This is a genomic window from Aeromonas mytilicola subsp. aquatica, from assembly GCF_044336385.1.
In the GTDB taxonomy this organism is placed as follows: domain Bacteria; phylum Pseudomonadota; class Gammaproteobacteria; order Enterobacterales; family Aeromonadaceae; genus Aeromonas; species Aeromonas rivipollensis.
Map to the genome: position 1 here is coordinate 1,505,328 of NZ_CP172298.1, position 24,727 is coordinate 1,530,054.

12 protein-coding genes and 1 pseudogene are annotated in these 24,727 nt (G+C 62.3%); 4 read left to right on the forward strand and 9 right to left on the reverse strand.

Annotation, left to right across the window (positions count from 1 at the left end; genetic code table 11):
• Positions 1 to 182 precede the first annotated feature (182 nt).
• The 9 genes from ACFWHB_RS07050 to ACFWHB_RS07090 form a co-directional block, all read right to left on the reverse strand.
• Positions 183 to 2,282, reverse strand: a complete 2,100-nt coding sequence (locus ACFWHB_RS07050; RefSeq protein ID WP_395949776.1) for an HlyD family efflux transporter periplasmic adaptor subunit — start codon at positions 2,280 to 2,282, stop codon at positions 183 to 185.
• A complete protein-coding gene (locus ACFWHB_RS07055; RefSeq protein WP_395949778.1) occupies positions 2,282 to 2,575 on the reverse strand; it encodes a hypothetical protein in 294 nt (97 codons plus the stop codon). The genes ACFWHB_RS07050 and ACFWHB_RS07055 overlap by 1 nt, the downstream gene beginning before the upstream one ends.
• Positions 2,515 to 3,621: an efflux RND transporter periplasmic adaptor subunit gene (locus ACFWHB_RS07060; RefSeq protein ID WP_395949779.1), complete on the reverse strand. Its 1,107-nt coding sequence runs from the start codon at positions 3,619 to 3,621 to the stop codon at positions 2,515 to 2,517. Before ACFWHB_RS07060 ends, ACFWHB_RS07055 begins: the two co-directional genes overlap by 61 nt.
• Positions 3,614 to 4,384 (reverse strand): efflux RND transporter periplasmic adaptor subunit, encoded by a 771-nt coding sequence (locus ACFWHB_RS07065; RefSeq protein WP_395949780.1) that lies wholly within the window; start codon positions 4,382 to 4,384, stop codon positions 3,614 to 3,616. The genes ACFWHB_RS07060 and ACFWHB_RS07065 overlap by 8 nt, the downstream gene beginning before the upstream one ends.
• Positions 4,368 to 5,897 carry a TolC family protein gene (locus tag ACFWHB_RS07070; protein WP_303805690.1) on the reverse strand — a complete coding sequence of 510 codons (1,530 nt, stop codon included), beginning with the start codon at positions 5,895 to 5,897 and terminating at the stop codon, positions 4,368 to 4,370. The genes ACFWHB_RS07065 and ACFWHB_RS07070 overlap by 17 nt, the downstream gene beginning before the upstream one ends.
• A gap of 15 nt (positions 5,898 to 5,912) precedes the next feature.
• Entirely contained in the window at positions 5,913 to 12,959 is a 7,047-nt protein-coding gene (locus ACFWHB_RS07075) for a VCBS domain-containing protein (RefSeq protein ID WP_395949781.1), read from the reverse strand.
• A gap of 38 nt (positions 12,960 to 12,997) precedes the next feature.
• On the reverse strand, positions 12,998 to 17,053 hold the full coding sequence (locus ACFWHB_RS07080; protein ID WP_395949782.1) for a DUF4347 domain-containing protein: 4,056 nt from the start codon (positions 17,051 to 17,053) through the stop codon (positions 12,998 to 13,000).
• A gap of 155 nt (positions 17,054 to 17,208) precedes the next feature.
• On the reverse strand, positions 17,209 to 18,591 hold the full coding sequence (locus ACFWHB_RS07085) for an ATP-binding protein (protein WP_162627184.1): 1,383 nt from the start codon (positions 18,589 to 18,591) through the stop codon (positions 17,209 to 17,211).
• The gene (locus ACFWHB_RS07090) at positions 18,591 to 19,265 is read right to left on the reverse strand and encodes a response regulator (RefSeq protein ID WP_042649691.1); all 675 of its coding nucleotides are present in this window, start codon (positions 19,263 to 19,265) and stop codon (positions 18,591 to 18,593) included. Before ACFWHB_RS07090 ends, ACFWHB_RS07085 begins: the two co-directional genes overlap by 1 nt.
• Before the next feature lie 854 nt (positions 19,266 to 20,119).
• Between ACFWHB_RS07090 and rfbB the strand changes: the two are divergent.
• From rfbB to neuC, 4 genes and pseudogenes are all read left to right on the forward strand, one after another.
• A pseudogene (gene rfbB, locus ACFWHB_RS07095) lies at positions 20,120 to 21,139 on the forward strand (dTDP-glucose 4,6-dehydratase); the annotation flags it as partial.
• Positions 21,140 to 21,224: 85 nt separating this feature from the next.
• Positions 21,225 to 22,418 carry a UDP-N-acetylglucosamine 4,6-dehydratase gene (locus ACFWHB_RS07100; RefSeq protein ID WP_395949783.1) on the forward strand — a complete coding sequence of 398 codons (1,194 nt, stop codon included), beginning with the start codon at positions 21,225 to 21,227 and terminating at the stop codon, positions 22,416 to 22,418.
• A 9-nt stretch (positions 22,419 to 22,427) separates the two neighbouring features.
• Complete coding sequence (locus ACFWHB_RS07105; RefSeq protein ID WP_395949784.1) at positions 22,428 to 23,570, forward strand: LegC family aminotransferase; 1,143 nt, start codon at positions 22,428 to 22,430, stop codon at positions 23,568 to 23,570.
• Between the two features lie 2 nt (positions 23,571 to 23,572).
• A complete protein-coding gene (neuC, locus tag ACFWHB_RS07110) occupies positions 23,573 to 24,715 on the forward strand; it encodes a UDP-N-acetylglucosamine 2-epimerase (RefSeq protein ID WP_395949785.1) in 1,143 nt (380 codons plus the stop codon).
• Positions 24,716 to 24,727: the final 12 nt, after the last annotated feature.

The window sequence follows — 24,727 nt, forward strand, 5'->3', positions numbered from 1 at the left end:
GGTTCAGTCCCGATTCAGTGACCCTGGCGTAGAGTGACATCACGTACTCAAGAGGGCAGGGTTTCACAGGGAATTGGAAGCTGTCTTCATCCGCTGGGTGCGAATTGTCACCTGACAAGCCTGAACTGTTTCACCGGCCCTTGCGGCCGGTTTTTTTATGTCCGCCATTTCATCCATGGGGCCTAGAAGCCGCTTTCCCGCAGCAGCACGGCGAGCAGCCAGGTGCTCCCCTCGGCCAGCAGGCTGCGTCGGCTCCCCTCCAGCACCAGGGTACCGCGGGTCTCCCGCAGGGTGGCCGGGGCCTCATCCAGCCGGATCCGCACCAGGAACAGGGGATGGGCAGGTTGCAGCTCCTCCCCTTGCGGGCTGGTGGTGATGGGGCCTCCGAAGCGGGCGCTCAGCATGGGGTGCTTGAGCTTGGCGACCCGGGTGGTGCCCAGATCGACCAGGGTGCCATGGAGGGGCGAAAGGGCGCCGTCCGGATAGAAGCGTACCGGATCGCCGACCCGCAGACGCGCTATCTCATCCGCCGCCACATAGGCATCGACCTGCCACTGGCCGGGATCGATCAGGACGCCTATGGGGTGCTGGCTGTTGAGCCACTGGCCGGGCCGCTGCTCGGGATCCACATCCAGCCAGAGGCCGCTGAAGGGGGCCGCCAGCCTGAGCCTGTCTATCTCAGCCCGTGTCGCATTTGCCTCTCTGTATTGCACCCTGAGCCGCTCACGGGTCGCTATCTGTTCACTGAGCCCGAAGGGGTCATCCAGCATGCCGCCCAGGCGCGCGCCATAGGTCTGGATGCTCTGGGTGTTGCCCTGCACCTTCCAGTCGAGATCGGGATCCACCAGTTGCAGCAGGGATTCCCCCGCCTTGACGGGCCCGGCGGCCCGCAGGCTCTCCAGGCGGGCGGGGAAGGGGGTGAACACCTGCAGCTGGCGCTCCGCCCGCGCGACCCCGACTCCCTTGATTTGGCTATGCCAGGGCAGGGCCAGCAGGATGAGCAGGGTGAGCAGCCCCAGCGCGAGCCCGACCCGGCGTGGACGGGTCACCCTGGCGCGGGCCCGCCACCAATGGGTCAGCTCCCGCCAGACGGGAAGAAGGATGAACCAGCCGATTTCGACCATGAACAGGAGTATCCCCAGCAGTTTGAAGAACAGAAAGTAGACGGCGACCGCGATGCCGAGGAACAGCACCAGGCGATAGAGCCAGGTCAGGATGGCAAAGCCGATGAGCGCCCGGCGCTGGCGCACAGCAAAGGGCTCGGGCCAGGGCTCCATCAGGCCGAGCAGGGAACGACGCAGGGCCACCCTGGCCAGGGCCGAGGCCCGCTCGTGCAGGTTCGGGAAGTTGAGCAGATCCGAGACGATGAAGTAGCCATCGAAGCGCATGAAGGGGCTGGCATTGAGGGCGAGGGAGAGGATCCAGCTGGTGGTGGCGAGGTAGAGCAGGCCGTTGCGCAGCGCCCCTTCCGCACACAGGGCCCAGCCCAGGGTTGCCAGCCCGGCCAGGGCCAGCTCGGTCAGTATGCCGGCGCTGGCGATGGCGAGCCGCTGGCGGGAGCGGGCCAGCTTCCAGCTCTCGCTGGTATCCGTGTAGAGCATGGGCCAGAGCACCACGAAGGCGATCCCCATGTGGGCCACCCGCACCCCGAGCCGGGTGGCGACCAGGGCATGGCCCAGCTCATGGAGCGTCTTGGCCAGGATCAGGGCGAGGGCGAAGCTCAGCAGGCCGTCGAGGGAGAAGGACTCCACCACGGCGTGGGTGAAGCTGTCCCACTGCTGCAGGGTCAGCAGTATGCCGAGCAGGCTGGCCCCCGCCACCAGCCAGGCGGTGAGGGGGCTGAACAGCCAGTCAAGCCGTGCCGCCAGCCGCTGGAGATGACCCTGGGGGCGCAGCAGGGGGACGCGGAAAAACAAGTAGTGATGCAACCACCACTGTCCCTTCAGCCAGGCCCGGCCTTCGCTCGCCTGGCGCAGCCTGTCCACTGCCTGGGGGCTGGGACGCACCAGCTGATGGCGCTCGAGAAACTGGCTGAAGGCGAGGATCTGCTCCACCTCGGGATGCAGGGCCGTCTCGTGCGGCAGCGCCTGCTGCAGGCGGCGGGGCGTCTGCCCGGTCCAGCGCACCAGACACTCGAACTCGAACCAGCCGATGCGGTAGAAGCGGTTGATCACCATGTCCTGAATGAGCCAGGCCGGCTCGCCGTTGGCGGTTCTGTCCGCCGGGCAGAGTCGCAGATCATCGCGCAGGCTCGGCAGGGGCAGGTCGGCGGGATCCAGCATCAGAGGCCGCTCCAGGCGCGCAGGGCCGCCAGGGGACGGCGCAGCAGATAGTAGCCGAGCAGCACGCGCTCGCCATAGAGCTTGGCGGTGCCGTGCAGGCCGAGACGGGCATGGGAGGGAGGCGACTCTATGGTGGCGAGCAGCCGGTAGGCGACCACGCCGTCAGCCCCCGGCTGGGCCTGATAGCTAGTCTCCAGGATCTTGCCGCGCAGGGGATCCAGGGGATAGGCGCTCAGGAACAGGGTGACGTCGGCCCCGGGTTCGAGGGCGATGGCATCGGCCACCGGCAGCAAGATGCGATGGCGGGCTGGTGGGGATCGGCCAGCTGCATGATGCGCTCCCCGGTCACCACAGGTTTGCCGAGCCAGTCGTTGGCATCGCTGAACACGGCGACCCCGTCCCGGGGGGCCGTCACCTGGCTGCGGGACAGTTGCAGCTCGACCCCCGCCAGCTCGGCACGCTTTTGCTGGGCCCAGCCGGTGAGCAGGGTCAGCTCGCGCCGGCTCTGGGGATTGTCGAAGGCGCGCTGGCTGGCGGCGAGCAGTTCGGCATCGGCCACGGCCACCTCCTGGGTCAGCACCTCAGCCCGGTTGCGCAGCGTGGTCTCGTCCAGGCGAAACAGGGGAGCCCCCGCGGCCACCGCCTGATTCGGGCGCACCGCCATCTGCTCTATGACACCGGCGAGGGGGCTGCTGATCACCAGGCTGGTACGGGAGACCACTTCGGCCGGCGCCAGGGCGCTCTGGCGGATGGGGATGAGCAGCATGACGCCGGCGGCCAGGGCCAGCAGGATGAGCTGACGTCGACTGGGCCGCCAGCCGAGCAGGGGCGGCTTATGGGTCAGGCTGTGCCAGCAATAGGCCCAGGTCTGCCAGAGACCTTGCAGCAGGGGCAGCAGGGGGGCGGGTGGCTCGCTCTCGCGCAGCAGGCAGAACAGGCCAAGCCGCTCGCCATCGTCGCGCTGGATGGGGACGCAGAACACCCCCTCCGGCCACCACTCGGCCCAGCCTTCGGCCAGATCCTCCGGCAGGGAGAGGGTCTCGCGCGCCAGCCAGACGGGGTCATGACCCGAGATCTGGGTATCGAGCCAGCGGCTCATCCTGCCGGGCCAGATGAGATAGGGGGAATCTTCGCTGGGCCTGGCCAGTCCGGAGACGCAGAGCAACTCCTGGGCCTGGCCATGGCGGGCAAACACCAGCGCCTGATGAAACGGCAGCAACTGGTAGAGATCGTTGGCCATGGAGAAGGCGAGGGCATTGAGACTTCGGGCGGCCAGGGCCCGGTCACGCAGGGCATGCAAGGCCAGCAGCAGTTGAGGCGGCGGGAGCGATTCAGTCATGGGACTCCAGAATGCGGGCCACGCCACTCATGCCCGCGACCAGTTCGGGATAAGGGGCGTCCAGTCTGGCCTCCAGCTCGACGGTCTGGGCCACGGCGTCGACCCGGGCATTGATGTGGCTGATCCTGGCCTGGTAGGGCTTGCCCGTTTCCAGCACGTTGATCTCGAGGGCCTGCCCCTGTTGCAGCCCGGACAGCAGCCGGGAGGGGACGTTGAGGCGGACCTTGAGGGGGCCGTCACTGACCAGATCGAACAGGGGGGTGCCGGCGGTCATGGTCTGATAGGGCTTGGCCTGCACCTGGGCGATGCGCCCCGCGAAGGGGGCCCGCACGTCGCAGTAGCTGGTGCGCGCCTGGGCCAGGGAATGGGCGCCCTCGGCTTTTTGTACCCCGGTGGCGGCGATGGCCACCTCGAGATCGCCCACCGCATCGAGCTTGCGCAGGTTGCGTTTGGCGGCGAGGTCCTGGCGGGCCATCTGCAACTCCGCCTGGGCGACGCGGGCCTGGGCCTCGCCTTCCCGGCAGTCGAAACGGGCGAGCAGGGCCCCCTGCTTGACGGGCTGGCCGAGACTGGCTTGCAGTTTGCCCAGGGTGCCGCTCATCTGGCTGGAGAGGGTCGTCTCCAGGTTGGCGGTCAGCAGGATGCGAATGGCATTGGGATCGTCCTGCAAGGTGCCTGTGGCCGGTGCCAGGGCGGGGCTGGCCTGCGCGGCCAGCGGCAGCAGCAGAAGCCACCAGGGGCTGGCGCTAGTTGGGAAGGGCATAGGGCACTCCGCCATTGGAAGTCAGCAAGGCCTGGTTCTCCTGTTTCTTGATGGTTTGCTCGATGGCCTTCGCCAGGGTCTGGACGTCGTGCTGGGCGATGGCCTCTGGCTGCACGTCCAGGCCGACCGAGTTGTAGAGCCGGCCCCAGGCGGCCTGGGCTTGGGAGTAGGCGGCCTCGCGCTGATAGCGGGAGAGCAGGTAGCGCCCTTCGGTGCGGATGACCTCGAGCTCGGACCCCTGATCGCTGGTACGGGCGGCCTGGGCATAGCGGAGCAGGCTCTCGTCAACCCGCAGGCTCTCGTCGGCGAAGGCCACTTCCTGGGCGGCCAGGTTGTAGCGCAGCACGCCGACCCTGACCTGGGTCAGCACGGCCATGGAGAGGGCGACACGTCTGGCATCATCCGTGACCTTCTGGGAGACCTCCAGGTTCTGGATGGCGGGCAGCCGCAGGAACTTGAGCAGGTTGATGGAGACCTGCAACCCTGTCTCGGACCAGTGGTTGTTGTACAGGTACTGGTTGGAGTCGTAGTTGTAGCCCCAGTTCAGGCTCACGTTGGGCCAGAGTTCGGCCTTGGCTATCTTGATGTCCTGCTGGTTGGCGCGCTTGCGATACCACTCCTCCATGATCTCGGGGCGGTTTTCCAGCGCCATCAGCTCCAGGTTGTCGATGCTCTGGGCCAGGGTTGGCAACTGGGGTTCGGGGGTATCATCGGCCAGCACCATCTTGCTGCCGGAGGGCAGGGAGATGAGGGCGGCGAGTTCGGCCCGGGCGAACTCGAGATCCTGGCGGCGCTGATTGAGCAGGGAAACGGAATCGATTAGGGCGCGTTGGTAAGCCAGCGCCTGCTGGCGCGGCAACAAGCCTTGCGTCTCGGCCTGGCGGGCAGAGTCGAGGGCCACCCGGGTTCTGGCCAGCAGCTTGTCAACCTCGGGCAGCAGGCGCTGGGCCCCCAGGGCACGCCAGTAGGCGCTGCGCACATCTTGCAGCACGTTCTGGGCCACCTTGCGACGGCGCTCTTCGGCCATCAGCACCTGATCCCCCTTCTGCTGGTTGCGGTAATAGGCGACGCCGAAATCGAGCAGACTCCAGCTCAGCCCCAGACCGCTCAGATCGCGGTAGCGCTCCTGGGAGGTGGAGGCGCGCAGGCTCTCCTCACCGTCCTCGATCCCGATCGAGGTGCCACCTGAGTCGTTGCTGCGTCCGGCCAGCCCGGCGGAGGCGACCAGCTGGGGCAGCATCTCATGGCTGGAGAGATCCCGCAGATCCGCCGCGAGCGCGCCCTCCATCAGTTTGAGGCGGTAGTCCAGGTTGTATTTGAGGGCCCTGGCCGCCGCTTCATAGAAGGTGAGGGGGTGGATCACGGGCTCTTGCTGATCGTACATCAGCTGACGATCGAAGCGGATCCGGTCTGTCTTGTCCTGCTCCGTGTAAGTCTCGGGTGGCAGGGTGCTGCAGGCACAGAGCAGCAGGCTGGAAGTCAGGGTCAAGGGGCGGGGAGCGAGTCTGGGCATCATCTGTCCTTAGAATCAAGTGCCTGATTTGGTGGCAAGGGTGGCTGTGCGCGCAGTGCCTGTCATGGCGCGGCCTGCCGCATCCTGCAATTGCCTGGTAAAACTGCTGGCCTTGCCAGCGGGATCGGGGGCGCCATGAGGCCGCATATCCTGTGGCGTCATGGCAAACACCGACTCATCGCTGAGCAGGCCGTCGGCGCTGAGGCTGACCCGGCCGTGACGACCGAGGAAGCTGGCCAGATCCTGTTCCTGGGCCAGCCAGCTCTCCTGCACGCTCTGGCTGACGAAGGTCCCCTCCAGCTGGCCCAGGCCCTGGCCTATGCTCTGGCTGTGGATCTCCGGGGTCAGGCCGAAGAACAGCAAGCTGCCGTCGGTGCGCTCTGAACTGGCGCCGAGCAGCCTGTTGATGTTCTGCACCACTGGGGTGACGAAGATGGCCGGGGTCAGGTCGGGGAGCGGCGCACCCAGATCCCCCATTGTCCCCTGATCGAGATCATGAGGGCCGGCGCCTCTGGTGTCGGGCGGGGGCACATAGGGGGCTGAGATGTCCAGGTGGATCACCAGCTGGGCCTGATCGGTGGCCCCGCTGCCATCCCCCAGGGTGTAGGTAAACACATCCTGCAACACCTGGCCGAGGCCGGCGGCGGCCAGCACTTCCGGGTTGGTCAGATCTATGGTGTAGCTATAGCTGCCATCCTGGTTGAGGGTCAGCCAGCCGTAGCGCCCGGCGAGCGGCTGGCCGAGGGTGCCCCCATTGCCGCTGCCGTCCTCGGTGCCGCTGCGCACCCCGGTGACGCGCAGGGGATCATCGCCATCGACATCACCATCGTTGGGCAACACCTGGCCCGAGGCATGGGGGGCCTGCACCTGATCGTTTGCCACCGCGCTGTCATCCTGGGCGACCGGGTTGTCGTTGGCCCCCTGGATGACGACGGTCAGGCGTGCCTCGGAGAGGGCTCCCCCCTGATCGCGCATGCGGTAGCTGAACACCTCGGTGAGGGTCTGGCTGGCCAGTCGCAGCGCCTCGACCTCGGGGTTGTCATTGTCAATCAGGTACTGGTAGCTGCCATCGGCATTGAGGATGAGCTGGCCATAGCGTCCCTGCAAAACCTGACCCGCATTGACGCTGTTGCCGAGCGCGTCGCTGACGGTGAGCACTGTCCTGGTCTCGCCATTGGCCTGGCTGTCCACGTCGCTGTCGTTGTCCAGCACATTGCCGACGGGATCCAGCCCCGCCGCCGTGTTGTCAATGCCGCCGGCTTCGAGGGCATTGGCCTTGTCATCCACGGCGATCGGCGTGTCGTTGCTGCCGCGAATGGTCAGGGTGAGCGTGCTGGCGCTGGCGGCGCCCCAGAGATCCGCGATCTGGTAGTTGAAGAGCTCGGTCAGGGTCTGGTCAGGCCCGCGCAGGGCCTGCACCTCGGCGAGGCTGTTGTCCAGACGGTAGTGCCAGCTGCCATCGGCATTCATCACCAGCTCACCATAGCGCCCCTGCAGCACAGTCCCCGGGGCGGCACTCTGGCCATCGGCATGCTGAACGCCCGTCACCGTCAGGGCATCGCCCTCCAGATCGCTGTCATTGCCGAGCACATTGCCGCCGGGATCCAGACCGGGTTGCCCGTTATTGAGTCCGCCCGCCTCGATCACCTGGGCCTGATCCGGGTTGGCGACCGGGGCATCGTTGCGCCCCCGTATGAGGATGGTGAGCTGGGCAAGATCGACAGCACCCGCCAGATCTTGCGCCTGGTAGGTGAAGTGGTCGTTCAGGGTCTGCAGGGGCCCCAGCCCCTGAACGGTGGCATTGCCGGTATCGAGGGCATATTGGTAACGGCCATCCTGATACAGGGTGAGGGTGCCATAGAGCCCGGTCAGGGTGAGGGGAAGGACCTGGGTGACGGCGGCCAGCGTGCCGCCTGCGGCTTCAGTTCCCGCTCGCCCACCGCTGAGGATCAGGCTGTCGCCGCTGTCGATGTCGGTATCGTTGCCCAGCAGGTTGCCGTTGGGATTGACCACATTGCCGGCACCATTGTCGGCGACGGCGATCCCGATGTCGTTGCTGGCCACGGGGGTGTCGTTGGCCCCCTGGATACGAATGGTCAGGGTGGCTGAGCTGCTGGCACCGTTGGCGTCCGTCATGCCGTAACCGAAGCTGTCGGTCAGTGTGTCGGCACTGGTTCGCAGGGCCTGGACCGCGGCCAGGCTGTTGTCGATCACATAGGTGTAGCTGCCATCCCCGTTGAGGGTGAGCCAGCCATAGTTGCCCCTCAGCTGGCTGCCGAGAGTGCCGGCTGTGCCAGCGCCGGTCCGCACTGTGCTGACCGTCTTGCGCTCGTTGGGGTTGCCCGATTCGGGATCCGTGTCGTTGCCGAGCACGTTGCCGGTGGCGTTGCTGCCCAGGGTGCTGTTGTTGACGCCCCCCGCCTCGACGGCGGTGCCGTTGTCGGCGACTGCCACCGGGGTGTCATTGCGCCCCTGGATGCTGATGGTCAGGGTCTGGGCACTGACGAGGCCCCCGAGATCCGTTATCTGGTAATCGAACTGCTCGGTGAGGGTTTCCCCCGGCAGCAGTCGCTGCACTGCGGCATTGGCATTGTCCAGCACATAGCGGTAGCTGCCGTCGGCGTTGAGGGTGAGGGTGCCATAGAGACCGTTGAGCCCGCTGCCAATGATGCCGCTGGTGGCGCCTGTGCTGACCCCGGTGACGGTGAGCTGCTCCCCGTTGCGATCCGGATCAGTATCGTTGGTGAGCAGGTTGCCGGTGGGATCTGTCCCCAGTAGGCCGTTGTTCAGGCCGCCGGCCTCGATGGCGGTGGCGGTATCGGCCGTGGCGACGGGGGCATCGTTGGCTCCCTGGATGGTGATGGTGACGCTGGCCTGGCTGGTCGCGCCATTGGCATCCTGCATGGTGTAGCCGAAGCTGTCGGTCAGGGTATGGCTGCTCAGGCGCAGGGCCTGAACCGCCGCCAGGCTGTTGTCGACCACATAGGTGTAGCTGCCATCCCCGTTGAGGGTGAGCCAGCCATAGTTGCCTCTCAGCTGGCTGCCGAGAGTGCCGGCGGTGCCGGTGCCTGTCCGCACGGCACTGACCGTCTTGCGCTCGTCGGGGTTGCCCGATTCGGGATCCGTGTCGTTGCCGAGCACGTTGCCGGTGGCGTTGCTGCCGAGGGTGGTGTTGTTGGCCCCCCCCGCCTCGACGGCGGTGCCAGTGTCGGCCACCGCCAGCGGGGTGTCGTTGCGCCCCTGAATGGTGATGGTCAGGGTCTGGGCACTGACGAGGCCGCCAAGGTCGCGCATCTGATAGTCAAACGCTTCGACCAGGTTCTCGCCGGGCAGCAGTCGTTGCACCGTGGCATTGGCATTGTCCAGTACATAGGTGTAGCTGCCGTCAGCGTTGAGGGTGAGGGTGCCATAGAGGCCGCTTATTGCACTGCCGACGGTGCCGCTGGTGGCCCCGAAGCTGACGCCGGTGACGGTGAACTGTTCCCCGTTGCGATCGGGATCCGTGTCGTTGGTGAGGACGTTGCCGCCTGGATTGGTGCCGCTTGCCTGATCGATGCCTTCGATGGCGATGGCCGCATCCGGGACGGCGGTGGGGGTATCATTGGCCCCCTGGATGGTGATGGTGATGGTGGCCAGGCTGCTGGCGCCGGCGGCATCCACCAGGGAGTAGGTAAAGCGGTCGGCCAGGGTATCGGTCGCCAGACGCAGGGCCTGCACCGCCGCCAGGTCGTTGTCGATCACATAGGTGTAGCTGCCATCCCCATTGAGCAGCAGCCAGCCATAGTCGCCCCGCAACTGGGAGCCCAGGGTACCAGCAGTGCCCGTGCCCCCTGTGGTGCCGGTGCGGACAGTGGCGACATGCCGGGTTTCATCGGGGTTGCCGGCGTCGGGGTCGCCGTCGTTGGCGAGCACGTTGCCGGTGGCATTGCTGCCGAGGGTGGTGTTGCCGAGTCCCCCGGCCTCGACGGCGGTGCCCGTGTCATCCACCGCCACAGGGGCATCATTGCTGCCGTTGATGGTGATCACCAGGGCGGCGATGTCGTGGAGGTTGCCCAGATCCGTGACCCTGTAGCTGAAGGTCTCGGTGAGGGTGTCCCCCTGCCTCAGGGCCTGGACGGCGGCATTGCTGTTGTCCACCAGGTAGCGATAGCTGCCGTCGGCCCCCAGGGTCAGGGTGCCGTAGAGCCCGACAATGACGGCACCATTGGCGCTGGTGCTGCCGCCGGGCACATCGGTTATCTGGCTGAGGTTGGTGTCCGGTCCCAGGGCGACCTTGCTGACTCCCTTGCCGTCTCCCGCATCGATGTCAGTGTCGTTGGTGAGCACATTGCCGATGGCGTCCGTGCCGGCCTGGCCGACCCCCTGCTCGGTGGCGCTGCCTGCATCGTCGCTGCCCAAGGGGGCGTCGTTGGCGCCCTGGATGGTGATGATGAGACTGGCCTGGTTGCTGACGCCCTCGTCATCGATCACCTGATAGTCGAACTGCTCGGTCAGGGTGTCACTGCCAAGGCGCAGCCTCTCCACATCGGGGTTGTCGTTGTCGAGCACGTAGCGATAGCCACCCCCGAGCAGCACATAGAGGGTGCCGTACTTGCCGGTAATGCTGGCCTCGACATCGACCGAATTGGTGGTGGCACTGTTGCCGGTGGCCGTACTGGTCACCTGGCCAAGGTGCAGGATGTCGCTGTTGGTGGCGATGTCCACGTCGGTGTCATTGCGCAGCAGATTTCCCTGGGGCGAGGTGCCGGGCAGGTTGTTGGCGGTACCGCCCGCTTCCCGCGCCGTGGTGGTGTCGTTCTGGGCGACGGGGGCATCGTCGACCGGGTTGAGGGTGATGAGGACGCTGGTGGTGGCCGTCAGGGCATCCTCGGCATTGCCGGGGATGCCGTCGCCGTTGAGCTTGTCACCCAGTTGGCCGTTGTCGTTGATCAGCACCGAGAGGGTGTCGCTGCCGTTGTAATCCTGGTTGCCACGGTAATTGAGGGTCAGCAGGGCGGCATTGAGGGCGGCCAGATTGCCGGTCAAGACCAGCTGGCCACCGCCGTTGTTGGTGACCACGCTCAGGCCGGTTGCGCTCCCCAGGGAGAGCACGCCCTGGGTCACCGTCAGGGTGAGGGTGAGGGTACCGCTGCCCGCGTCCATGTCGGCTACCGAGAGCCCGACCAGCTGGAGATCCTGATCTTCATCCACGCTCTGGGCCGGGGTCGTGTTGCCCAGGGTGGGTGCATCGTTGAGCTCCACATAGCCGATGTTGGCTCCGGCTTCGAACTGGCCAGCGTCGATGCCGGCCCCGGTGAGCACTAACCCGATCTGCCCCAGGGTGCCGCCGTCGCTGTCGATGCGAACCTGCAAGGTGCCATAGCCTGCGTCCGTGATGGTGCTCCCCGCCGGCCCATCGAGTCGATAGACGCCCGCCGGCAAGATGCCAAAGGAGAAGCGGCCACTGCCATCCGTGGTGGTGGTGAAGCTCTGGTTGTCCCCGGCGGTGGCGAGGTCCCCATCCAGCCCGCCCCAGACCAGGGTGACCGTCTGGCCCGCGAGCCCGGGTCCATCCGGCTGGGTGCTGGCGGTGGCGCTGGCGGTGTCGTTCCACAGGGTGCCGCTGACGAGGCCAAGCCCGGCTGTGCTGGCGAGCACATAGTTGTTGAGGGTGTTGCCCTGGCCATCCTGGCCGGTGCGCTCGCCGCTGGCGCTGCCGTCCGTGCCGACGGTGGAGCCGCCCCAGCCGCTGAAGTCTTCCGGCAGGCTGGACCAGGTCAGGGTGGCGTCGGTGCCGGCAATGGTGGCGCCATTGGGCAGATCGACGCTATAGACCAGGGTCACCTCTGCGCCGCCATCGAGCCGGGAGAAGTCGACCGCGAAGCTGGCGCCCTGGGTGACCATGACGGTGACGCCCGGCGGCAGGCCATAGTTGTTGGCACTGTCGCCGCTGTCGTAGGTATAGAGGGTCCCCCCCAGGGTGATGGTCAGGCTGGTCAGCGCATAGTTGCTGCCGCCGGGGAAACCGTCGGTCAGGCGCGGCTCGAAAGCGGCCAGGCCCCCGGACTGCGCGAAGCTTATCTGGACCTGGGCGCGGCCGGTGTTGCTGTCGATGGCCCTGGGGTCGAAGGCGATCACCGTCTTGTCCAGGCCGCCCAGGCTGGGCTCTATGATGTCCTGATAGAGGGTCTGGCTGGCCCCGCGCTGGATCAGATTGCCCGGATCCGCGCCCACATAATCCCTGGCGAAGACCCCGAGCTGGGCGCCGGCCTGATTGCCCGCACTGTTGTCGACCCGCACGTTGAACTCGATGGCAATGCCCTCGAGGTCGCCGTCCGCATCCAGGTTGGAGATATCCCCCAGCCGGAAGATGATGGTCTGGTTACCATTGGCGTCGGTCACTATCTCGATCTGGGCCGCGTCGAGCAGGCCCTGCAAGCCATTGGCCAGGGTCGGGGAGATGGCCTGGGCGGCGCTGCTGGTCTCGTTGCCCGCCACGTCGGCGCCCGTGATGGCGCTACCGCTCAGGCTGCTGGTCAGCCCTCCGCTGGAGATGAGGGCGAGACGCACCTGCCCCTTGTCGAGGAAGCTCAGCCCCTTGGGCAGGCTGACCCTCAGCTCATAGTTGTCGTTCTCCCCCTCGGGGATCAGGGCCACCACCTTGTAGCGGATGATCTCGCCGACAGTGACCTGTTCATGGCTGGCATCGGTGGCACCGCCCCCGGTGTCATCCACGCCGCCGACCCGGGAGATGAGGATGCCGCTGGCGATGGGGATCAGTGACTGATTGATGGCGCGGTAGTCGTTGAGCACCTGGCTGGCGGGCAGGCCGTCGGCACCGGTACGTTCACCGGCGGGATCGGCCGCGGTGCCGAGGTTGCCGTTCAGACTGGTCCACTGCACCTCGGCCTGGTTGGTCAACTGGGCGAAGTTGGTGGCGCTGGCATTGACCACACCGCTTAGCACCAGGGTCAGCTGCTTGCCCACGGCGATATCCAGGTTGGCATCGGCCCTGGTCTGCAACTGATTGCCTACCAGTTCGAACTGGCTGCTGACATCGACGCCATCATAGATGACCGACACCAGGTTATAGCCACTCAGCTGGCCGGGCAGCAGATCGCTTAGCCGGATGTCGAAGGCGTCGAGGGGCCGTTGTTGCTGATCACTATGTTGAAGCTGACCGCATCCCCTTCCTCAAAGCCGTAGGGCGGCGGGATCGTGATGAGGTTCTGGGCTATGGTGAGCACCGGCTCCTGGATGAAGGCGGAGGGAGCGGGGGCCGTGGTGACCTCTCGCGTCAGGGCGCTGCCGCCGGCGACGTCACCGTCGGGATCCAGGTAGTGCAGGGTAGCGCCATTGCTGAGGCCGGTGCCGGCCTGGTTGGACGCGACATTGTCGGCGACCAGGCGCAGCCGCAGGGTGAAGCTGTTGTTGCCCTCATTGTTGTCGGCGTTGGCGCCGCTTGCGCTGAAGCTGAAGAGGGCATCAGCGCCATTGGTGCCGACCCCGGCGCCCCCCAGGGTGGGCTCGCTGATGCTGCCGGCAAAGCCGGTGGTGATGAGCTCATAACCCTTGCCGCCATTGAAGCTGGTGTCGAGCCTGAAGCCGGGGGGAATGAGATCGCTGATGTTGAGCTGCTGGGTGCTCCCCTCCGGCAGGGTCACCCGGATGTCATAGCCCATGCTCTCGCCAATCACCAGATTGGCCCCCGAGGTATGGCCAGCACTGGAGGCGGAGGCGGCATCGCCATTGCTGAAGTCGATGGTGAGGGTCGGGACGGCGATCTGCGCGTTCCCCTTGTCGGTCAGATCGACGGGGGTGAAGTCTTGCCCGTTGTTGACGCTGGCGTAATTGCTGAGGATGGCGCTGGTCTCCAGCGTGCTGCTGGCCCGGATGTCGCTGGCGACCTCCACCTCATAGGTGATGACGATGAGATTGCTGCCCCCATTGGCCGCCGCAGTGCCATCCCGTCCCGGCAACAAGGTCGCCACATTGCCGGCATCCAGGAAGCTGATGGTGTTGCCGCTCACCTGGTAGTCGGTCCCCAGCACCAGCGGGGTGCCATCGCCCCGATAGATCTGCAGGTTGGCCGCCGCCAGCGAGCCGTTCAGGAAAGAGAGGCCGGCGGGCAGGGTGATGCTGGTGACCACATCGAAGGCCCCGCCACCGCCCCGGTTCTCGATGGCCGTCGCCAGGCGCAGCCTATCAGCGCCATCTATGTCGGTGACGCTGCCATTCATCGCATTTATGTCGGTGACCGGGCCGGTGAAGGGGACCCCGCCGCTGCCCGGTGTCTGCCAGCTGCCGGTGGTGCCGGTCACTGTGCCGTTGCTCGATGAGACGACCCCGTGGCCGATGGCGAGATCCGGCTCGGCGATGGAGGTGATGACGGTAACGTCAGAGCTGCTGAGCTGGGTCTTGTTGAGGGTGGTCACCTGGCTTGATTGCGCCAGCACGTCCAGGGTGCGCTGATCGGCGAAGGGTTGATCACCGACCCTGAGGGTGAACTCCACCTCGATGCGGCTGCCCCCCAATGCGCTGGTGGCATAGCTGCCGAAATCGAAGACGAGGGAGTTGCCGGGGCCATTGCTGATGCTGACCAGATTGCCGAGGTTGGTGTCACCGCTGCCGAAGTGCCACTGGCCGACGCCGCTTCCTTCGCTCCAGTTGATGCCCGTCAGATCGAACAGCGGCAAGGGCAGGTAAGCCGTCAGCTTGAACTGTTCGTAGTCCCCGGTGACCAGATCGTAACTGAGCCGGAAGGTCACCAGATCCCCCGGACGCAGCTCGATGGCGCCCCCCGGGCTGCCGACCCCGTTGATGTTGGTCAGTGCGATCTCGACCTGGCTGGTGGGGATGCGCGTCGTGGTCTGGGAGCTGTCTGACTCGGTACCGCCGGTCAGGTTGGTGCCATTTTCAAGGACGCTGGCGGTGACGCTGGCGCTGTTGCCGATGGCATCCCCCTCGTTGATCTCGCTCTGGGGGTTGCCGGCCGGCGGTGTGTAGCTCTGGCTTATCAGGGCGCTGTAGCTCAGCAGCGCCAGGGTGGCCCCCTGCTGGTCGTCATCGAAGGCGAGATCCCCGGCAAGCCAGCTCAGCAAGGGGAAGGCGTTGGCCAGGGACTGGCCGATGTCGAAGCTGATGCTGGTGGAACCGTCGGCATTGACCGTCGTGGTGTAGACCAGGGCAATGGTCTCGTTCGCGCCATTGCGCGTCAGGGTCAGGGTGGGGGCGCCGGTCAGGGTCTGACCGTCCCCAAGGGTGTCGGTGACGACGAACTGACCCTCGCCAAACAGATTCTTGCCGAAGGCGAAGTAGTCGGAGAGGGTCATCTTGATGCTGTAATCCAGGGTATCGCCCGGCGAGATCCCGGCCTTGCCGCCGTCGATGGCGAGGCTGACCTCTTTTTGCAGGGCGATGGAGCGGGCGGTGAAGCCGATGGGGTCACCCTGGCCGGCGAAGTCGATGCTGGTGGCGGGAGGCGTCAGATCCCGGCTGTCGAGCGGGGTCCACTCACCGCTGGCGGTGGGGGCCGCAATCGTGATCTGTACCGCATCCCCACTGTTGGGGTTGATCACCTGCTGACCGTTGGCATCGGCCTCGGGTACGTAGAACTTGACCAGGGTATCGGTGGCGGCGGCGAGGCTGCTGTAGGTCACGGTAAAGGCCTGGATGAAGAGGCTGTCGCTGTTGATGGCCGCCGTGATGAGGGCTGGGTTGGTGAGGACACGACCATCCGAGAGGGTGACCGAGGTGAGTATGCCATTCTGCCCCGGGGTGATGGCGGTGACCTGGATGGTGGCGGGCAGGGTCTGGCTGATGACGACGTTGTTCAGGGTCTGGCCATCGGCCGGGATGGCCGTCAGGACCAGGGTGTGGTTGAAGTTGGGGCCGGTCGCCGTCTCGCCTTCGGGCATGTCGAGGCTGTGCTCGAAGCGGATGACGGTCGGTTTGACCACAAAACTGTGCAAGTCTCCCTCGACCAGGCTGGGATCGTCGAGGGGATTGTTGAGGGCGTCATTGCCATACTGGAAACCGCTGCGAATGCCGATGGTCAGATCCGGCGACGCCGCCGAATAGCTGGTGTCGGCCAGATTGCTCAACTGGGCGGTGATCTGGATAGGAATATCCGGTTGACCCTGATTGACGCTGCCAAAGGGGATCTCGACGACCACCAGGGTGTCACCGGCACGCAGGCCGACGTCAGCCGCCCGGATGACGAGGGGGTTGCCGCTGTCATCGACCGCGAGGGGATGGGTGGCATTGCCAGACGCGTCGAACACCACGCTGTGGGTCTTGAGTGCCTGGCCCAGATAGCTGGCCTTGATGAAGCTGACCCCATCGTCTCCGTCCTTGCCGGTGCCGGGCAGGTAGAGATCCAGATAGGGGGCATAGCCGGTCTGGCTCGCCTCGTTGCTGACGGTGACAGTGAATTCGAACCGCTCGCCCAGCAGGACATTGGCGCTGCCAAGGGGCAGGCTGCTGCTGGGGTCGGCGTTGGCGAGCAGCCGATCGTAACTCTGCATCGCCGCCCGATCGAGTGAAAGGGGTTGACTGATGAGGCCCTTGCTCACCTCCAGCTCCCAGTCCCCCCCCTTGCTGCTGGCGCCGGTATCATCGCTGGATGCCGCCACATCGGCGCCGGTCCACTTGGCGAGGGCACTGACCAGCGCTCGTCCCGACTCCCCGGCACCGACCCGGCAGCCATACAGCTGGATGTCGGCTTGCTCGCTCAGGTGGGATTGCCAGCCTTGCAACTGCTGGCTGATGCTGGCCAGGTTGTCGGCCGTCAGGGTGCGGTTGCCGAGGGTGAACTGGCCGGCCGCGCCGTGGGAGAGGATCTGGACGGCATCAACCTGACCCAGCTCCGCCAGTTTGGCGCCGATGGCGGCCAGGGCGTCGGTCTGCTTGTCAATGAGCAGCAGGCTGACATGGCTGTCTAGGTTCTTGGTCAGCTGGCTGGCCTGCTCGATGCGGGAATCGATGACCAGCAGTTGGCGAGGCTGGGCCGTCTGCGTAGGCGCCCCATGATCCGGGGCGTCAGCCGGGGTGGCCTGGTTATCCTGGTTCTGATGCTCGGCGGCGACGGCGGCGGCGCCATCAAACAGAATGCGCGGCTCCAACGCCAGCATCTGCTGTTGGGGCCTGAAGAACGGGTTGGCAGGCTTGTTGACCATGGCTATCGCATCCGTGCGTTAGTTAATGGTGTTAAGTTATGCCACAACCTTGGTTAAGTTTCTAATGCAGCCAGATGATAAATATGTATTTTTTGAGACCAAATGGGTCTGGAAATCACCTCTGGTATTCGGCCCCATATCTGGGGCCTGGGGTGTCAGGGGAGGGTGATATGGAACCTGGCGCCACCGAGTGGTGACTCGTCAACCCGGATCTTGCCGCCATAGCTGTGCACGATTTCGGTCACCACCGCTAGCCCTATTCCCTGGCCGGGGGAGCTGTCTGCCCGCACGCCGCGCTGGAAGATCTGCTGCGATTTGCCGGGGTCTATGCCCGGGCCGTCGTCTTCCACCACGATGAGCAGGCCGCTGCCCTGGCGGTTGACCCGCACCTGGATCTCGCTGATGGCGAACTTGCAGGCGTTGTCGAGCAGGTTGCCCATCAACTCCATCAGGTCGCCCTGTTCACCGTGAAAGAAGACGTCGTCATCAAACTGGAAGACGGTCTGCAGCTTCTTGTGGCGGTAGACCTTGGTGAGGCTGGCCAGCAGCTTCTCGATGAGGGGCACCGGCTCTGTACCCTTGCTGGCAAGGCGTTTTCGTCCGGTGACGGCCCGGCGCAGCTGGTACTGGATGATCTGATCCATGGTGGTGATCTGTTCACTGATGTTGTCATGGATATCGTGGCCGAGCTTGAGCTCCTGGGCGGTGATCTGGATGAGCGCCAGCCGGGTTTTCAGGCTGTGGGCCAGATCGTTCAGGGCGTGCTGATAACGCTGGGTCTGCTGGCGTTCATTCTCCAGCAGCTGGTTGACCGACTCGGTCAGCGGTGTCAGCTCCCGCTCGTAGTCGTTGGAGAGCGACTCCCGGGAGCCTGCGCGGATCTCGTCAATCTGCCGCGCCATGGTGCGCAGGGAGGAGAGACTCCAGAAGCTGGTGAGCAGCAGCAGGGCCCCGAGCAGGCAATAAGAGAGCAGCGCCTGACGAATGCAGCGGTAGAGATACTCCCGGGTCTGGGCCTGGTAACGCTTGGCGGAATCGACCATGACCACGTAGTAGGTGGTGGGGCCGTCGCCGTGGTTGCGCAGGAAGCGCAGGCTGTAGATGAAGTAGCTCTCACCATTCTTGATGGTGTGCAGCTTGAAGAAATAGTCTTGATCCAGGCCGCCAAGGTATTTCATCAGATCCCGGCAGATGGTCCCCTTCATGGTGATCACCTCGGGCATGTGCAGGCTGGACCAGCTCAGCTCACCGTCGGAGCGGCAGATCAGGGTGTCGAGATTGGGGTCGATGGCATCCGGGGTGATGTTGCCGAGATCCGTGATGGCATGGGGATCGGGCTGTTTGGAGGAGAAGAGCTTGGAGAGATTCTCCTGCATGCGGATGCTGGCCTTCTGCGCCTGCTCCTCGGCGTGACCAAGATAGAGGATATAGACGGAGAAGGTCATGATGAGCGCGATGACCAGCATGGCGCTCAGCATCAGCTTGAGGTGCAGCGAGCGGCGGATCAGTTGCATGGGGTGCAGCATGAAACGGGGCATCAGCTGCAGGAGAGGTTGAAGATGTAACCCTGACGGCGGATGGTGGAGATGGGTGATATGACCCCTTCCGGATCCAGCTTCTTGCGCAGTCGGCTCACCATCACCTCTATGGTGTTCGGGTCCCCTTCGCCATCACCATAGAGCTGATCCAGCAGCTGTTGCTTGGAAACCACCTGGCGGGCGTTGCGCATCAGGTATTCCAGGATCAGATACTCGAAACTGGTGAGCACTGTGACTTCGCCGGCGACGGTGAGCTCCTTGCGGGAGAGATCCAGCTCGTAGTCACCCGCCTTCACCCGGGGGGAGATGAAACCGGCGCTGCGACGAACCAGGGCATTGAGGCGGGCCAGCAGCTCGTCTTTCTGGAACGGCTTGACCAGATAGTCGTCGGCGCCAGCCTCCAGACCCTCCACCTTGTCTTGCCAGTTGCCCCGGGCCGTCAGGACTATGATGGGGAAGGGGATCTGCTGTTCGCGCAATCGGCTGATGAGCTGCAGGCCGTCCATGTCCGGCAGGCCCAGATCGATGATGCCAACGTCGATGGGGTAGTCGGCCGCATAGTGCAGCGCCACCTGGGCACTGTCCGTGCTGTGGACTTGATTCTGGGCCTCGGTCAACAGCGTGGTGAGGTGATGATTGAGCAGCTTGTCGTCTTCGACCAGTAGGATTTTCATAAGATGCATGATGATAAGGGTCCAGGCTGTCAATTAGAGGGTGTCTAAGGGGGAGAGTCAACGAGGATCCTACATAACCCCCCTGTATCGGGACTGAATCGTGTCTGCCTTTATTATCATCGCTCCGCCTCACTCCGTGACCAGGCGGATTCATGACCCCTCAACCAAAGCTAACGGCAACCTTGGGCTCACCCAGCACTTCAGTACCAAGGGTTGCGACCGTTCCTATCGCACGGGCCGGGGCTTGGCATATATATAGGCGCACTATCAGGGGTCATGGTGTCGTTATGGTTACCTCATCTTGACGACCAGACCACTACAGGTGCATAGATTTAACCTTATGAATTAATTTGATTTTCATCTTATTGTCAGAGGTTGGATAACACAGTCTGGCGGGATGTATACATGTCTCCTGAAGCGATCTGGGTGGAAAGTTCGATGAACGGTTTTTATTGAATCCTGGACGGCATGGGGGGTTTCCTGTTGTTTTGACTGTTCATCCTTGGGGCAAACAAGATAGAATCTGGCCCAAAATCGGGTTTGGGGCACTTAACTGCCCAAGATGTGAACAATGCTGGGCCGGGAGTGCCTGAGCGAGCAATGTGATGTGATGCCATTGTGAAACATCAACCAAAACAAGAAGCTGGAGGATATGATGACCAACAGCGCGCACAATCAGGTTAAAAGCAGCGTGTTGGGAGCTGTAACTCAAGGGCGGTAGCTAACGTAGTTGCCAGAAAACGGCGTGTTTTGACTACTTGGTATTTATTGCTCTGTCGGCACTGAAACGTGTGCCTTGTATCCAAAATTCTTGTTACCCGCCATTCACTGGCCTTACATGAATATCTACTGATATGAAGATTCTTGTTACCGGAGGTGCCGGCTTTATCGGCTCGGCTGTGGTACGCCATATCATTGGTCATACTCAGGATCTCGTCGTCAACCTCGATAAACTGACCTATGCAGGCAATCTGGCATCCTTGACGAATGTGGCCGATAGCGAACGCTATGCGTTCGAGCAGGTAGATATCTGCAATCGTGCCGAGCTGGATCGCGTGTTTGCTGTGCATCAGCCAGATGCCGTGATGCATCTGGCGGCAGAGAGTCACGTCGATCGCTCCATTACCGGACCTGCCGCTTTCATCGAAACCAATATCGTCGGCACCTATATGTTGCTGGAAGCTGCCCGCGCCTATTGGAGCGGTCTGGATGAGGTGCGCCAGCGCATTTTTCGTTTCCATCATGTCTCCACCGACGAAGTGTATGGGGATCTGCCCCATCCAGATGAAGTGAGTGCTGGCCACCCTCTGTGGAACGAACCGCTGCCGCTCTTTACCGAGAGAGCGCCCTACGCGCCCAGCAGCCCCTATTCTGCCGCCAAGGCATCGAGCGATCATCTGGTGCGCGCCTGGCACCGAACCTATGGGCTGCCAATTTTGGTGACCAACTGTTCAAACAATTACGGGCCTTGGCAACATGCAGAGAAGCTGATCCCGCAAACCATCAGTCATGCCCTGGCTGGCAAATCTATCCCCCTCTATGGCAAGGGAGACCAGATCCGTGACTGGCTCTATGTGGAAGATCATGCCAAAGCGCTGCTGCTGGTGCTGACCAATGGTCGGGTGGGAGAGACTTACAACATCGGTGGTCACAACGAGAAGCGGAATCTGGAGGTGGTGCTGACCATCTGCGATTTGCTCGATGACTTGGTACCCAAGGTTGGCTCTTATCGGGAGCAGATCATTCACGTGGCGGACCGTCCCGGCCATGATCGTCGCTATGCCATCAATGCCAGCAAGATGGCCTCGGAGCTGAAATGGCTGCCGCAGCACAGCTTTGAGTCAGGAATACTTAAGACAATCAGCTGGTGTCTCGCTCAAGTTTGAGAAGTTGATTGAATTCATTGTTGACGTATTTACATGTCCTTCCCGGACTGAACTTCAGATTGGTATCTTTAATATGAAGAATAATATTTTGAGTCTCATTGGTCGTAATAAAGACCTGTTCGTTGATGACATTGGTAAAAATGAGCAAAAGCTGTCTGAGATCGTCAGCCAGTCCCGTTTTCTGGTTCTTGGTGGCGCTGGTTCTATTGGCCAGGCGGTGACCAAAGAGATCTTCAAGAGAAGTCCACGTAAATTGCATGTTGTCGATATCAGCGAGAACAACATGGTTGAGCTGGTGCGCGATATCCGCAGCTCGTTCGGGTATATCGATGGTGATTTCCAGACGTTCGCGCTGGATATTGGTTCCATTGAATATGATGCTTTTATCAAAGCCGATGGCGCTTACGACTATGTGCTCAATCTCTCCGCGTTGAAGCACGTGCGCAGCGAGAAAGACCCTTTCACGTTGATGCGCATGATCGACGTCAATGTATTCAACACCGACAAAACCATCCAGCACTCCATCGACATGGGTGTGAAAAAGTATTTCTGTGTTTCGACGGACAAGGCGGCCAATCCGGTCAACATGATGGGGGCTTCCAAACGCATCATGGAGATGTTCCTGATGCGCCGCAGCGAGCAGATTGCCATTTCAACCGCGCGCTTTGCCAACGTGGCCTTCTCTGACGGTTCCCTGCTGCACGGCTTCAACCAGCGGTTGCAAAAGCGTCAGCCCATCGTCGCCCCCAGTGACATCAAACGCTATTTCGTGACGCCCCAGGAGTCCGGTGAGCTGTGCCTGATGTCCTGCATCTTCGGTGAGAATCGGGATATCTTCTTCCCCAAGCTCAGCGAGTCCCTGCACCTCATTACCTTCGCCGAAATCGCCGTGAAGTATCTGGAACAGCATGGCTACAAGCCTTATCTGTGCAAGGACGAGGATGAAGCCAGAACCCTGATGGCAAATCTGCCTGAGCAGGGGATGTGGCCTTGCCTCTTTACCGAAAGCGACACCACGGGTGAGAAAGACTTCGAAGAGTTCTTCACTGATAAAGAAGTGCTGGACATGGATAGGTTTGAAAACCTGGGCATCATCAAGAATGAACCCGCCTATCAGAATGACCTGCTCAATCATTTTGAGCAGACTATCGCGGCCATGAAAACGAAACGCGCCTGGGACAAGAAAGAGATCGTCGAGCTGTTCTTCGCCATGATCCCGGACTTTGGTCATAAAGAAACAGGCAAATATCTCGACGGCAAGATGTAAGGAATCGGTATGCATACCCAATTGATTCGTTTTATTCGTGATACCTACAAAACCGATGACTTTATCCCTCTTCACGCCCCGACCTTTGCCGGCAATGAACGTCAATATGTGCTCGATACCCTCGAAAGCACCTTCGTTTCCAGTGTCGGTGCCTATGTTGAGCAGTTCGAGCAGCAAATAGCCACCTTTACCGGTTCAGCCCGTGCCGTTGCCACCATGAATGGCACGGCGGCGCTGCATATCGCGCTCTACATGGCAGGGGTGCAGGCAGGGGATCTGGTGATCACCCAGCCCCTGACCTTCGTGGCGACCTGCAATGCCTTGTATCACATGGGCGCAGAACCCGTGTTCGTCGATGTATCACGCCAGAGCCTGGGTTTGTGCCCCGTTGCCCTGGCCAACTGGCTGGAAGAGCATGCGTCTCGCACCGAGACAGGTGCCATCCACAAGGCAAGCGGACGCCGCCTCAAAGCCGTCGTGCCCATGCATACCTTTGGTCATCCGGTTGAACTCGATGAACTTCAGGCCGTGTGCGAGGCCTGGGGCATCGCCCTGGTGGAAGATGCTGCCGAGAGCCTGGGTTCCTACTACAAAGGCAAACACACGGGGACGCTGAGTGCGTTTTCCGCCCTGAGTTTCAATGGCAACAAGATCATCACCACGGGTGGTGGTGGCATGGTGCTCTGCCAGAATGCCGAACAGGGGGCGCGCACCAAGCACATCACCACCACGGCCAAGGTGCCGCACCCGTTCGAGTTCTATCATGATGAACCCGGTTTTAACTACCGGATGCCCAATCTGAATGCGGCCCTCGGATGTGCCCAGATGGAAGCCCTGCCGCAATTCCTGGCGCAAAAGCGGGCGCTTGCCATGCACTATGCCGAGTTCTTCAAGGGACAGGCATGCCAGTTTGTGACCGAGCCTTCTTATGGACGCTCCAACTACTGGCTCAATGCGATTGTCTGTGAAGATCAGGCCCAGCGGGATACGTTGCTGACCGAGCTGAACAAGGCTGGTGTCATGACCCGGCCTGTATGGAAACTGATGCATCGCCTGCCCATGTTCTCTCATGCCTTGCGTGGGGAGCTTAACAATGCCGAATGGTTGGAAGCCCATCTGATCAACCTGCCCAGCTCGCCTGTCGAGGTCTGAACATGACCAACACCATTGCCGTCTTTACCGGTACCCGTGCCGAATACGGGCTGCTCTATTGGTTGATGAAAGACATTGCCGCGGATCCCGATCTGGAGCTCAAGCTGATCGTCTCGGGTACGCACTTGTCCCCCGAGTTCGGCCTGACCTATCAGCAGATAGAGCAGGATGGCTTCAAGATCGATGAGCGCATCGAGATGCTGCTCTCCTCCGATACCTCTGTCGGTGTGGTCAAAAGCATGGGCGTGGCCTTGCTCGGGCTGGCAGATGCATTGGCCCGGTTGCAACCGGATATGTTGGTGATCCTGGGGGATCGCTTTGAAGCGCTGGCGGCAGCCCAGGCGGCCATGTTGCAGCGCATTCCGGTAGCACACCTCCATGGTGGCGAGATCACCGAGGGGGCTTATGACGACGCCATTCGCCATGCCATTACCAAGTTGAGCTACCTGCACTTCACAGCCGCCGAGCCCTATCGACAGCGTGTCATTCAGTTGGGTGAGGCGCCTGAGCGGGTGTTCAACGTGGGTACAATAGGGAATGAGCATTTGCATCGTACACCGATGCTGAGTTTGGAGGAGCTACAATCCTCGCTCCAGTTTGCTCTGGAGAAACCTTTTTTTATAGTGACATATCATCCCGTTACAATAGCTGATGAGCCTGCTTTGCAGAGCTTTAAAAATATATTGGATGCATTGGAGCAGTTCCCTAATCATCAGATTATTCTTACATATCCAAATGCAGATGATGGTGGTCGTAGTCTTATACCTGTATTAGAGGCTTACGCTAATGAGCAGCCCACGCGAGTACTTGCAATTAAGTCACTTGGTCAGCAGCGTTATCTGAGCGCAGTAAAATTAGCTGCTGCTGTTATCGGTAACTCATCAAGTGGCATATCTGAAGTTCCATCTCTTGGTGTTCCGACCATTAATATTGGGCAACGTCAAAAAGGCAGGCTATCAGCTTATAGTGTTCTTCATACTGATACGAGAACCGATGATATCGTTAACTCGATTAAAATTGCCTTGAAAGGAATAGACAAAAAACAGTTCAACAATCCATATGGTGAAGGAAGTGTGAGTGAAAAAATAATTACCATAATTAAAACTCACAAGATATTCCAAACTAAAAAGTTTCATGATTTGTAAAGGTGGATTATA

Excerpts from the sequence above, each read along its gene's own strand:
- ACFWHB_RS07080 (WP_395949782.1), bottom strand. The coding sequence starts at position 17,053 with ATGGTCAACAAGCCTGCCAACCCGTTCTTCAGGCCCCAACAGCAGATG.
- ACFWHB_RS07050 (WP_395949776.1), bottom strand. The coding sequence starts at position 2,282 with ATGCTGGATCCCGCCGACCTGCCCCTGCCGAGCCTGCGCGATGATCTG.
- ACFWHB_RS07065 (WP_395949780.1), bottom strand. The coding sequence starts at position 4,384 with ATGCCCTTCCCAACTAGCGCCAGCCCCTGGTGGCTTCTGCTGCTGCCG.
- neuC (WP_395949785.1), top strand. The coding sequence starts at position 23,573 with ATGACCAACACCATTGCCGTCTTTACCGGTACCCGTGCCGAATACGGG.
- ACFWHB_RS07085 (WP_162627184.1), bottom strand. The coding sequence starts at position 18,591 with ATGCCCCGTTTCATGCTGCACCCCATGCAACTGATCCGCCGCTCGCTG.
- ACFWHB_RS07090 (WP_042649691.1), bottom strand. The coding sequence starts at position 19,265 with ATGAAAATCCTACTGGTCGAAGACGACAAGCTGCTCAATCATCACCTC.
- ACFWHB_RS07105 (WP_395949784.1), top strand. The coding sequence starts at position 22,428 with ATGCATACCCAATTGATTCGTTTTATTCGTGATACCTACAAAACCGAT.
- ACFWHB_RS07060 (WP_395949779.1), bottom strand. The coding sequence starts at position 3,621 with ATGACTGAATCGCTCCCGCCGCCTCAACTGCTGCTGGCCTTGCATGCC.
- ACFWHB_RS07070 (WP_303805690.1), bottom strand. The coding sequence starts at position 5,897 with ATGCCCAGACTCGCTCCCCGCCCCTTGACCCTGACTTCCAGCCTGCTG.
- ACFWHB_RS07100 (WP_395949783.1), top strand. The coding sequence starts at position 21,225 with ATGAAGAATAATATTTTGAGTCTCATTGGTCGTAATAAAGACCTGTTC.